Raw genomic sequence first — 11,110 nt, forward strand, 5'->3', positions numbered from 1 at the left:
CTGGACAATCATACAGTCCATACATCCAAGAAAACCAGGGAGTATCTTGCAACAAGGCCCGGAAGGTTCCTATTTGTATTTACACCAAAACACGGCTCTTGGCTCAATATGATAGAAGCGTTCTTTGGTAAATTTGCTTGTGTATGCCTGCGTGGCATAAGAGTTCAAACCAAACAGGAACTGGTAGATCGCATCTATCAGTATATGGATGAAGTCAACGCTGCACCGGTTGTTCCACGGTGGAAATACAAGATGGATGAGATCAGTGTATAGTTTTGGTGGTTAATTCAAAAACATTGTACTAGTACATTTTATACTTGTTTGTCCACTTTTTAGTATTTCATCAACTGCTTTATAAAATACTCTTTCTTCATCAACAATATTTATCTATATCTATAACAAACGCTGGTAAAGAGTATCCCCTAACTGATTAATTGAATTTTATATAACAGTATGGAGGTTATTTTATTTAAAATAATTCAGTTTCTATTCATAGTTAAGAAATCCTTACAAAATTCCTATATGTAAGTATTTACAATACAAAATAAATTACAATTATAATTTAAATTTATATCTAATAAAATCAATATCGTCTTTTAAATAACCTTTTTCATTTTCGGATAAAAGCTCATCTATGGGAAGAACTGTATAAATTTCATTTAATTTAGAATATTCTTCATAAAAATTATTTAAGTTTTCGGCATATTTAGAAACTTGTGTTAGAATCGTGCTGTAAATAGCAAGTGTTTTAATACTTTGTTCTGTTAAAATCAGAGTAAAATCTAAAAAACATCTTTTACCAGATTGCGTAAAGGTTAAATTTTCATTACAGATATAATTATAATAATTTTCCATTGCTAAAAATTTGTACTCAAAAAATTCACTCATAAGGACCTCCGGTAATTGAAATTAATTTATGAGTTCACTTCATTAATCAATCTCATTAATATAATTTTATATTTTTTTATAATCCTCTATAAGTTACTTTTAAACAATTATCTTTTTCACACCTTATAATATGTGCCGAACCATAATTCTCATATATTAATTTACTACCACAGCGAGGACAGGGTAAATCAGAATTTCCATACCTTACAAAATCCTCATCTGCCTCATCTATATAACCTGCCTCATCGTTCAAATCATAATTTTGTATTAAATTTTTGTTAATATCCATAAAGTATTTTCCTCATAAAATCATTAGGTCTAAATGAAATTCATTATCAAATTAGAGCATTTTACTGCCAATATTCAATACAAATATATTATTCAATAGCAAATATTCTTCTAATTCGAAATTTGACTTATTACCATTCTGAACTTCACTAATAATCTTATATGTACTCAAAAATATACCTCTTATTTGTTAAGAGTATTGAACCTTTCTTGTCTATAATTCTATCAAAGTTGATTTGCAATGTCTTTTAACCCCATTTTGTCAGCCATTTTTATTTCTTGCATATATGCCCTCAATTCTTTGATAATTCTACCGTTTTGGTCATACAATTGACGCATACCCTGGAACCCACCTGCTGCATCATCTAAGTAATGCTGATATTCATGAACTAATGCACTGTAAGATGTCTCTGGATCAATTACCAAAAGCCACCTGTACGGCGGGTAATAACTATGAAATAAGCCAAATTAAAGACTTTCTAAGGTATTATATAGGTGCAAATTTCTTCTCTCTGTTTTATTTCTATTTCCATTCTTAAACAGAGGTACTACATTTAATTAAAAACTGCTTTAAACGGTGCGTGTTCTGTATCAGCATATCTTAATAATGATGATTCCTGAAACGTAAGCTTGTTTCCAAATTAAATACAGTAAAAGACTCTCTTGATTCTAAAAATGAAATATTTATCCAAATTGGCACAAAGGGTTCTTTACCTCCAAACTAGGTAATTTTACTTTATGCAAGCTTGAAGGTTTACACAATCCTTTGGACACTCCCGACAACCCCAAAAACAGTTTTAAATTCCATCTCTTTTTTAATTTATGCAGTATGATTTCATAGAATAATTATATGATTCTATGAATTATAACTTGTCATGTCGGGTAGTTCCTCACCTTTTTTTATAAGTTTCAATATTTTTGAAGATTGCTGCTTCTGCCACCTTATAGGAAGTAATTCCTGCACAAACTTATTTGTGCCTTAGAGAAAATTTTCTATATCATCATGGATAGTCAGGGTTAAAACTTCCCCGGCTTGGATAACATCAGCCCACAATGTGGACTGTTATTGAATATTTTTCCAGCTTACGCAAGCTTTGGAAAAATCTCAAATTTATCTTTTATTATATTTAAATATTCTTTTACTATTTCGTTATCAGCAGGGCGTAACTCTACATATCGCTGACAAGCCTTATTCAAATACCAATAAAATGTTGAATAATCAACCACTACCTCCTCTCCACTATGTAATGAAAACTCAACACCACCAATCTTATTTGATTCAATAGCTACATCATCTAAAAATAAGCATACAGCCACTTCAATACCCTCTCCTATACCTTTAGAAAAATTTTTGCAAACTTCTAAAAATTCACTTTTTTTAATAAAATTAAAAAACACATAGATTGGAAAATGCTCTTCTTTTTGTAAATCCAGTTTTTTAATAAACGGATTTCTTTCCAAATTAATCACCTCAATTCGATGGGAAAAATGTTGTACCATATTCGCCAAGTATCGATATTGCTGGGTAAGTGCTCCCATCAAGCTTAGGCATATTAAATTCAATTTGCCTTACACCAGGAACTGTAGAACTTGATTATTTGTACCAAGATACTTTAAGAATCGGATTAATAGTATTCATGAATTAAGAGCTCCAAATCATTTTATGCGTAATACTTTCTTGCAAGTCATCTCATATCAATAATAGATCTCTTATCCACAACGTTGCTAATGAGTTATTGGACTTGTAAAACTAATTAACTTTTTGAACCTCATAATCTGTCACTTTTTTATCTTCCAATTTACATTGTATCCATTTAATTTCATTTTCACTGCCACTAACTATTGTTTGATATTCGTTATCAAGAAAGGAAATTTTATCAAATATAGACATTTTTCTTAGCATGTATTTGATTTTTAATTGAGTAGATTTATTATTTGAAAAAATTCTCCACTCACCATGTTGTTTTATTATTAGTGATTCCACTTCTTTGGGCAAGTTGTCAATCCCATATCCATCTATTTCTGAAGCTCTTTCGCAGTCTTTGCAATAATAAGACACATACCATCTATATTTGCCGTTTAATATGATATCTCCTGCATTAACATTCATAGGGCTACCACAAACACATTTTACATGCAGACTACTCATCAATTCCAACCTCTCATTTCTTTATAGCGTCTTATTGTTTCATAAAATAATGCTTCTTTTTCTGATCCCATTGGATGGTGGTCAACTATTCCTCGTTTCCACCATCTGTGATGGAGTTCCTCATGTATAATTGTATCCCTTAAATCATTTCTGGACGAAAACATATTTTTTCCAATTTGAGTACCTGTATCTTTCTGTGCAATACCTGTTCTAATAAAGGGGCTATATTCCGGAGTATGTGTAAGGCTCAAGTCAGGGAAATCTTCTTCTATAATAGCCCTAATTGCTTTTTCTCTTGCTTTTGCACCTTTTCCTATTACCTGTGATAAGTCAGCTGTATATGTTTGAGGGCTTCCAGATGGCATTTGTTCCAAATTACCTGTATCCTTTATAAGCCCTGCACTTTCTTCCAATTCACCCACTGCACCGGTATCATCCGCTAAACCTATGTTCTTAATATTCTTATACTCTTCTTTTATAACATTCTCTAATTTTACACTACCACTCTCTAAATTATTTTGCAAGCTGGAATAATTTAATGACTTCCTATATTTTAGTAAATTATAAGATTTTTTGAATAAATTTACTATCTGTCCCGCCATTCCAACAGTAATGCAAACTGCCTCCGTTACATCCAAAGCCCCTGCAGTAAAGTTGGATAAGTCATTCATTGTTCCATTCCCATAGTTTTTCTGGCGTAATACATCCGATAGTGTATCCTGTTTACCGTAGATTTCTGCCAACGCCGGGTTTCCGTCCATTGCTGCTTCTGCTGCTTTATAGGAAGTTTTTACATTGACACAGCTGTTCAATGCCGCTATTCCGAATCCGACCGCCAGGCAAAAGCCGGTGAAAGTTGAGATAGGAAATGTAGCGGCAAATATCGCTACTGCCAAACATGCTTCCGCAATGGCTGCGATTTCCCCAATAACATACTTTCCTCCCTCACATTCATACCAATGCCTGATAGAATCTCCCAGTGATTCTATGACAGTATTAAGCCCCTCCAGTAAATCAGCAACAGTTCCTAAAAGAGGGATACTGTTTTTCAAATCCACTAACAAACCCAATAATTTCGCCTTCCAGTCATCAAGGCGCAGGGATTTATGATGGTCCAGGAAATACTCTCTTTGAGCAGTGATGGCATCTGCAACTTCCTGGTCAATTCGTTCTGCGGTTTCAAGCAGATTTGTAATTTGTTCTGCATAGTGATAGAAAACATCGGATTTTTGCTTTAAAGCATTAACTTTATCCCTGACCGAATCACTTGCACTCTGCAAGTAGCCGGTAGAGGGGCCTGTAATACTTGCAATACCACTTATCATTTTCTTTTCAAGACTTTCCTCATATTCTCCTGCCCGTTTTCCTAAGGATTTCGAATATGCTGCAATGGACTCTAACATATCATACTCTAATATGAAATCTGACATACGTTAAACCTCTTTTCTAATTTTCTTCCTGAAATGAAATTTTTGATAAATCCTTTCTTTCAAATTTAAAAATTAGTTAGTCCTATACTTTAAAATAATATGATGAATAATTTTTATTTTTTCATTATATTAGATGTTTTCTAGGATATATTTTTTAGAAAACTTTGAAATGCAGCAAATTTTGCGGGCAGCGATATTCACTAGGAATCTACAAGGTAGGGAAGGTTGATGTTATCTTCCGTTCATCTTCCTGTTGCTTTTTCTTAAGAAGTTGCATATATGCTTATTTTCTCATATGCTCTAGGTCGTACATTTGAAACTATTTTGGAAATTCGGCATCGGATGATTTTCACTCTGTTTTGGTGCTAAAACAGGAGGGAACCGTGGAGTCGAAAATGACGCCGGATAAAGTAACGTGGCTGCAATCGCCCCGTTTTAAAGAACAACCTCCGGCAGTACCGACGGTATAGATTTTTTGCTTAGATGGTCGGAATGACCATAAGTGTGTCAGGTAGGTGATTGATTTTACCGATAAATCAGAACACTTCTGAAAGCCCTGTATTTATCTACTTTTGAGACAACCAAGAAATAGAACATGCCACTTAGGAACTGGGGACAGGTCTACGGTGAACTCAGTATCATGTATGAAAGACGGCTACCTATATAATCATTTATTCATACGTAATTTTTACAGGCGGAATATCCGCCTTCTATTGGCATGTATCAACATGTGATGTTATATATAAAACAAGGTCTAAAAGCTTATCGCTAAGCCTTCGGACCGGTTATTATCGTAGAAGATCACACTTACAGACTTTTCTTCACACAAATTAAATATTACACATTATACATTTATTTTTAAAATATTCGACTGCCTCTTCCCCATTTATAAAAGTAGGTGTTTTTTTGTACATCATTTCTGCAATTTTTTCTGCTGCCAACTGCATCCTGTATTAAGTGGTACCTGTCGATTTCAGATAGATGATCTATATACTTCATCAATAGATTTTTTAAGAGTGGGATCATCAACAGAGCTGATCAATGAATCCCTCATGTTTGTGCCAGAGTTTTTCATATACTCTTGGTCGTGTATTTGCAATCATTTTTAAGTTCCTCAATAACGCCCCAGTCAAACTCAGTAAAAACAATAATTTCATCTTCAGAAACGAGTCCAAGATGATTGGATAGACAATAAGCATTTCGTGAATTCATTTGATCTATTTACCCAATTCAAAGCATCTATTTTTAGTAGTTTCTGGTATCGACTTTCTGACACTGTTTCGGTATCGTATGTTCTCAAAGGAGGGAAGCATCATGACCGAACAAGAATTACTAGATATGTTTATTCAAGAGCGAATCAACATGCTAATTGATATATTCCACAAAAATCAGCCTAACAAATCTAAGAAGGAAGATGAGCAAATTCTACAGGCTGAGATTTTCATTGAAACTTTACCTGACAAAGAGAAGAAACTGGTTGAAAATTACATTGACTCACTTATAAGCCATCTTGCTTTAGAAGAAGCATTTTTATATCATAACGGATTCTTGGATTGCGTAAAGGTGTTAAAATATATTGATAAATTGTAAACTCTAACCTTATCAGAATAAAGGAGTACATAGGCAAAACTCTGCTGTACTCCTTGAATAAAAGTTTTTATTATAGTTTATATGCCTCAGCTTTAATAAAATTGTTAACTAAGAATTTATCATTTTCACTAAGTTCATTAAATATATCATTAAACTTGCTTTTATATTTCTCATCATCTAATAAAGAAAGGGTAGCAATCGCAAAGTGTCCAAATTGCCAAGGTCCAACGAATTTATTATTTGCTAAAAGTCGGCTTAATTCCTCAAGTCTTTTAATAATAGTATCATCATAAAAATTCCTTTCTATTAACCTTGACATTGCCATTGAGACGATGCGAAAGTTTTCAGATTGTAGACTTAATATTAGGTCGTTGTCACTAATATCATCATTCTTAAGTTGTTCAAATAGTTCTAAATTAGATGCCATAAGCTCACCTCTTTTATAGTATTAATCAATAGGTCCATACCTGTCAATAATATATTGTTTCTCAACTTTAAAATTTTTCTGTAGCTGCTCTGCAACATTATCTAACCCAAGTTTTTTAGCTTCTTCAATCTCAATAGTATAGGACTTGAATTCGTCAGCAATTCTCCCCTCCCAATCTTGATATGCTTCCGCCGCAGAAGGAAAGCCCTTTGATTGAGCCTCTAGGAAATGACTTTTTTCATGTTGCAACGCACTTAGTGATGCATCAGGGTCTATTATAAGTTGACCTGGCTCACCCTTTTTCAAAGGTCCATATCCCATAGTACCTTCTCTATAAACTATTTCAACACCGCTATCTTCTAATTCTTTAATTATTTTATTCCACTCTTTAGGGTTTGATTTCGAACCAGCTCCAAGAATATCTCTTATTGGATCAGCAGGAGTCTCAAACTGGGTTATCTTCTTACCATTCTCTATTATTTCTTTTGATACAGCCCCCGAACCCTCAGGTGGAGTACTGAGATATACGGAAAGGGGTTAGAATTCGTATTCGTTTAAAAAAGTATAGCAAATCTTCGTGCTATTTTTAAAAAAGAAATTACTGTTCTTCTTCTCGAATGGGTTCCCGGTATTCGGTCTTATTTTTCATCATTCCGTATACAATGTTCACCAACCGGCGCATAATGCAGACCAGTGCCTGAGACTTTGTCTTTCCTTCACCGATTTTCCGCATATAATAGTCATAAAATACCGGATGATTGGGTATTCCGTTTGGCTTGGACACCATAGTTACCGCCAGGAAATAAAATAATCCATGCAACTGACGGTTTCCCTGTCTGGAGCTTTGTTCCTTACCTTTTCCGGCAGAACTGAACTTTACAGGAGCCACTCCTGCGAATCTTGCCAGCTTATCAGCATTGGAAAATCTTCGGATATCTCCGATTTCTGCAATCAGCTTACTGGCAATAGAAGTTCCAATCCCGGGCATACTGGTCAGTTTATAATCAAAACCAAGCAGGATTTTCTCGATTTCTTTATCAAGCCCTGCCAATTCTTCTTTCTGATGTTCCAAGTCTCTTACCAGACTTGTTGTAATAAAGTCCCTGGATTCCTGGTATTCTCGAAAAGGTATTTCCATCATTCTTGACACAATCCAGAATTATCTCCGCTTTATCTTTTCTGATAATTGGAGATATTTCTTTGAATTCCATCGTTAGTTCTTCTGCCGTCTTTTCCTCAAAATGGACAGGGGACGGGTAGGTTTTCCAGAAATACATGGCACATTTCCCGTCTATTTCGCTAAAAAATTTACTATAACTGGGATATGCCATGGATATCTGCTCATGGAGTCCTCATTTTTTACCCTAAAACAGCGGTGAACCATGGGGTCGAAAATGATGCGGGTTAAATAGCCGGGGTCAAAAACTTCCCCGGCTCCGCTTACATCAGCCCGCAATGCGGACTGAAAAGACCTTTTCATCGGGGTCGAATTCCTGGCATTGGGGTTAAAATCTAGGTCGCATTTGCACGGAATGCCCATTTATGCAAAAGAGTTACAGGGTTATGAACGGCTCCTTTAAATCCATAACCAGCGAATCAATACAATAGGCATTTTGAGAATTCATTTGAACTATTTACCCCATTCAAAGCATCTATTTTTAGTAGTTTCTGGTATCGACTTTCTGACACTGTTTCGGTATATATGTTCTCAAAGGGGGGAAGCATTATGACCGAACAAGAATTACTAGATATGTTTATTCAGGAGCGTATCAACATGTTAATTGATGCATTACATCAAAACCAGTCTATCAAATCTGAACAAGAGGAAGCACGAATTCTGCAAGCTGAGATTTTTATTGAAAATTTGCCAGACAAAGAGAAGAAACTGGTTGAAAATTACATTGACTCTCTTACAAGCCAACTTGCTATAGAGGAAACTTTTCTATATCGGCATGGATTCATAGATGGAATAAAGGCTCTAAAATATATAAGAAAATTATAATAATGAAAACACCTCCAAACTGATTTCTTTAGACTAAATCAGCTTGGAGGTCAACATAACCATAAGATAGAAATTCTATTTCGCTTTTTACCTGTTACTCCTCAAAATATTTTGTAATCATCCAACTGCGATTTAACATTATATTCAAATCAAAAAAATCTCTTGCTAAACTTAAGTGGCGTTAAGATTCCTTTCAAATTCTGTATAATCATTAATTATTTTATTTTGTTCATATTCGTTTAGATTTTGATACCTTTCCAATAATAAATTTAATAACTCATCTGGTATTTCAATATCTGTCTTTTTATAAATTTCAATAGATACTTCAGACATGATATCTCCTAATAGTACTACTCCTATATCAGCCTTTCGTTTGTAGATGCAGTCTAATGTTCTCATTGGATTAATATCATATATAATATCAAAAACGGTAGCTTGCAAATAATCATCACCTTTATTATTTTCAAGAATATCTATACCTAATTCAAAGGTTTTATTAATATCTCGATTATATAACTCAAGCAATGCTGCACTAGTTTCCTCGAATCCAAAAATATCTTGTATTATTTCGATTAACTTACTTGTTTCTAATTTTTTTATATATTCTAATTCATCTTCCATACAACTACCTCCATTATTTAATAGGTTTTAGTATTACTGTAGCCAAATAAGGTGTGCCATCATCCAATATCTTCCATCTACTTACGACTTGAATTTTTCCATTAGCCCCTTTAATATAACTTATAATTTCCGTATTACCAGTCTTCGCAGACTTAGCTGCTTCTAATAATTCTTCAGCTATCATCTGATTATTCTCAGCATTGTCCAATATGCCAGCATTATTTAGTGTTTTGCTCATTTCCTGTGATCTCTGGTAATTGTGCAATTTATCTTCACACGATTTAAGCTCACTTTTCATATTTTTGTTAAAGGTTTCAGTATTAGTTTTCTTTATATTTTTCAACTCATTTATTCGTGATTTAACAGCATCAACATCTAATTCAACTTTTCCTCTCATATATGTATCAATTTTTCCTGTATTAATCTGTGCATTACCATCAGTATAAACTTTTACAGGATGGCTAGAGCCTGGTGGTGTCACTTCAGTAGTCTTTAGGCTACTTTTAACACCAGCCCCCGAACCCTTAATAAGGTCTGCACTCTTTTCCAATTCACCCACTGCACCGGTATCATCCGCTAAACCTATGTTCTTTGTACTCTTATACTCTTCTTTTATAACATTCTCTAATTTTACACTACCACTCTCTAAATTATTTTGCAAGCCGGAATAATTTAATGACTTCCTATATTTTAGTAAATTGTAAGATTTTTTGAATAAATTTACTATCTGTCCCGCCATTCCAACAGTAATGCAAACAGCCTCCGTTACATCCAAAGCCCCTGCAGTAAAGTTGGATAAGTCATTCATTGTTCCATTCCCATAGTTTTTCTGGCGTAATACATCCGATAGTGTATCCTGCTTTCCATAGATTTCTGCCAACGCCGGGTTTCCCTCCATTGCTGCTTCTGCTGCTTTATAGGAAGTTTTTACATTGACACAGCTGTTCAATGCTGCAATTCCGAATCCGACCGCCAGACAAAAGCCGGTGAAAGTTGAGATTGGAAATGTAGCGGCAAATATCGCTACTGCCAAACATGCTTCCGCAATGGCTGCGATTTCCCCAATAACATACTTTCCTCCCTCACATTCATACCAATGCCTGATAGAATCTTCCAGTGATTCTATGACAGTATCAAGCCCCTCCAGTAAATCAGCAATGGTTCCTAAAAGAGGGATACTGTTTTTCAAATCCATTAACAAACCCAATAATTTCGCCTTCCAGTCATCAAGGCGCAGGGATTTATGATGGTCCAGGAAATACTCTCTTTGAGCAGTGATGGCATCTGCAACTTCCTGGTCAATTCGTTCTGCGGTTTCAAGCAGATTTGTAATTTGTTCTGCATAGTGATAGAAAACATCAGATTTTTGATTTAAAGCATTGGCTTTATCCCTGACAGAATCACTTGCACTCTGCAGGTAGCCGGTAGAGGGGCCCGTAATACTTGCAATACCACTTATCATTTTCTTTTCAAGACTTTCCTCATATTCTCCTGCCCGTTTTCCTAAGGATTTCGAATATGCTGCAATGGATTCTAGCATATCATACTCTAATATGAAATCTGACATAGATTCCTCCTGGTTTCTTCTTTTCTTTCTTAGAAACAGCTAAACTCTATTAAATTTTAGCCGTGGAAGTACAATAACAGCTTCTGCAATTGTTCCATACTGAATATCTATCAGTCCCCGGAGCTTTCGCTCCAGGGGCTCTGATTAA

The 11,110-nt window shown here is 34.7% G+C and carries 15 protein-coding genes; 3 read left to right on the forward strand and 12 right to left on the reverse strand.

The window, feature by feature from the left end:
* Positions 1 to 273, forward strand: a 273-nt coding sequence (locus BUB77_RS23320) for a transposase (RefSeq protein WP_170866724.1), incomplete at its 5' end; no start/stop codon positions are given.
* 282 nt (positions 274 to 555) lie between these two features.
* Here the strand turns inward: BUB77_RS23320 and BUB77_RS23325 are convergent.
* The 6 genes from BUB77_RS23325 to BUB77_RS23350 form a co-directional block, all read right to left on the reverse strand.
* Positions 556 to 888, reverse strand: coding sequence for a hypothetical protein (locus tag BUB77_RS23325; protein ID WP_073279428.1), 333 nt, complete (start codon positions 886 to 888; stop codon positions 556 to 558).
* 76 nt (positions 889 to 964) lie between these two features.
* Positions 965 to 1,177 (reverse strand): hypothetical protein, encoded by a 213-nt coding sequence (locus BUB77_RS23330; protein ID WP_073279429.1) that lies wholly within the window; start codon positions 1,175 to 1,177, stop codon positions 965 to 967.
* Between the two features lie 224 nt (positions 1,178 to 1,401).
* On the reverse strand, positions 1,402 to 1,602 hold the full coding sequence (locus BUB77_RS23335; RefSeq protein WP_073279430.1) for a hypothetical protein: 201 nt from the start codon (positions 1,600 to 1,602) through the stop codon (positions 1,402 to 1,404).
* 657 nt (positions 1,603 to 2,259) lie between these two features.
* Positions 2,260 to 2,637, reverse strand: a complete 378-nt coding sequence (cdiI, locus tag BUB77_RS23340) for a ribonuclease toxin immunity protein CdiI (protein ID WP_139241297.1) — start codon at positions 2,635 to 2,637, stop codon at positions 2,260 to 2,262.
* Positions 2,638 to 2,926: 289 nt separating this feature from the next.
* Positions 2,927 to 3,325 carry a hypothetical protein gene (locus tag BUB77_RS23345; protein WP_073279432.1) on the reverse strand — a complete coding sequence of 133 codons (399 nt, stop codon included), beginning with the start codon at positions 3,323 to 3,325 and terminating at the stop codon, positions 2,927 to 2,929.
* Positions 3,325 to 4,755: a hypothetical protein gene (locus tag BUB77_RS23350; RefSeq protein WP_073279433.1), complete on the reverse strand. Its 1,431-nt coding sequence runs from the start codon at positions 4,753 to 4,755 to the stop codon at positions 3,325 to 3,327. The genes BUB77_RS23345 and BUB77_RS23350 overlap by 1 nt, the downstream gene beginning before the upstream one ends.
* 1,314 nt (positions 4,756 to 6,069) lie before the next feature.
* Here BUB77_RS23350 and BUB77_RS23360 point away from each other — a divergent pair.
* A complete protein-coding gene (locus tag BUB77_RS23360) occupies positions 6,070 to 6,345 on the forward strand; it encodes a hypothetical protein (protein ID WP_073279434.1) in 276 nt (91 codons plus the stop codon).
* Between the two features lie 70 nt (positions 6,346 to 6,415).
* Here the strand turns inward: BUB77_RS23360 and BUB77_RS23365 are convergent, their stop codons facing one another.
* The 4 genes from BUB77_RS23365 to BUB77_RS30085 all read right to left on the reverse strand — a co-directional run bounded on the left by BUB77_RS23365 (position 6,416) and on the right by BUB77_RS30085 (position 8,103).
* Entirely contained in the window at positions 6,416 to 6,772 is a 357-nt protein-coding gene (locus BUB77_RS23365; RefSeq protein WP_073279435.1) for a hypothetical protein, read from the reverse strand.
* Between the two features lie 21 nt (positions 6,773 to 6,793).
* Positions 6,794 to 7,093 (reverse strand): hypothetical protein, encoded by a 300-nt coding sequence (locus tag BUB77_RS23370; RefSeq protein WP_084124644.1) that lies wholly within the window; start codon positions 7,091 to 7,093, stop codon positions 6,794 to 6,796.
* Between the two features lie 277 nt (positions 7,094 to 7,370).
* Entirely contained in the window at positions 7,371 to 7,844 is a 474-nt protein-coding gene (locus tag BUB77_RS23375) for a transposase (RefSeq protein WP_170866725.1), read from the reverse strand.
* On the reverse strand, positions 7,810 to 8,103 hold the full coding sequence (locus BUB77_RS30085; protein WP_073279438.1) for a hypothetical protein: 294 nt from the start codon (positions 8,101 to 8,103) through the stop codon (positions 7,810 to 7,812). Before BUB77_RS30085 ends, BUB77_RS23375 begins: the two co-directional genes overlap by 35 nt.
* 395 nt (positions 8,104 to 8,498) lie before the next feature.
* Here BUB77_RS30085 and BUB77_RS23385 point away from each other — a divergent pair, with 395 nt between their 5' ends.
* Positions 8,499 to 8,774 (forward strand): hypothetical protein, encoded by a 276-nt coding sequence (locus tag BUB77_RS23385; protein WP_073279439.1) that lies wholly within the window; start codon positions 8,499 to 8,501, stop codon positions 8,772 to 8,774.
* Positions 8,775 to 8,945: 171 nt separating this feature from the next.
* On the opposite strand, the gene BUB77_RS23390 is transcribed toward BUB77_RS23385, so the two are convergent.
* On the reverse strand, positions 8,946 to 9,395 hold the full coding sequence (locus tag BUB77_RS23390; RefSeq protein ID WP_073279440.1) for a hypothetical protein: 450 nt from the start codon (positions 9,393 to 9,395) through the stop codon (positions 8,946 to 8,948).
* Positions 9,396 to 9,408: 13 nt separating this feature from the next.
* Entirely contained in the window at positions 9,409 to 10,962 is a 1,554-nt protein-coding gene (locus BUB77_RS23395) for a hypothetical protein (protein ID WP_073279441.1), read from the reverse strand.
* Positions 10,963 to 11,110 lie beyond the last annotated feature (148 nt).

Origin of the sequence: Anaerocolumna jejuensis DSM 15929, from assembly GCF_900142215.1 — a bacterium.
Classification (GTDB): Bacteria; Bacillota; Clostridia; order Lachnospirales; family Lachnospiraceae; genus Anaerocolumna; species Anaerocolumna jejuensis.

Bases quoted from the DNA above. Each gene is read 5' to 3' on its own strand.
- BUB77_RS23330 (WP_073279429.1), bottom strand. From the start codon at position 1,177: ATGGATATTAACAAAAATTTAATACAAAATTATGATTTGAACGATGAG.
- BUB77_RS23325 (WP_073279428.1), bottom strand. From the start codon at position 888: ATGAGTGAATTTTTTGAGTACAAATTTTTAGCAATGGAAAATTATTAT.
- BUB77_RS23350 (WP_073279433.1), bottom strand. From the start codon at position 4,755: ATGTCAGATTTCATATTAGAGTATGATATGTTAGAGTCCATTGCAGCA.
- BUB77_RS23360 (WP_073279434.1), top strand. From the start codon at position 6,070: ATGACCGAACAAGAATTACTAGATATGTTTATTCAAGAGCGAATCAAC.
- BUB77_RS30085 (WP_073279438.1), bottom strand. From the start codon at position 8,103: ATGGCATATCCCAGTTATAGTAAATTTTTTAGCGAAATAGACGGGAAA.
- BUB77_RS23395 (WP_073279441.1), bottom strand. From the start codon at position 10,962: ATGTCAGATTTCATATTAGAGTATGATATGCTAGAATCCATTGCAGCA.
- BUB77_RS23345 (WP_073279432.1), bottom strand. From the start codon at position 3,325: ATGAGTAGTCTGCATGTAAAATGTGTTTGTGGTAGCCCTATGAATGTT.
- BUB77_RS23390 (WP_073279440.1), bottom strand. From the start codon at position 9,395: ATGGAAGATGAATTAGAATATATAAAAAAATTAGAAACAAGTAAGTTA.
- BUB77_RS23365 (WP_073279435.1), bottom strand. From the start codon at position 6,772: ATGGCATCTAATTTAGAACTATTTGAACAACTTAAGAATGATGATATT.
- BUB77_RS23370 (WP_084124644.1), bottom strand. From the start codon at position 7,093: ATGGGATATGGACCTTTGAAAAAGGGTGAGCCAGGTCAACTTATAATA.
- BUB77_RS23385 (WP_073279439.1), top strand. From the start codon at position 8,499: ATGACCGAACAAGAATTACTAGATATGTTTATTCAGGAGCGTATCAAC.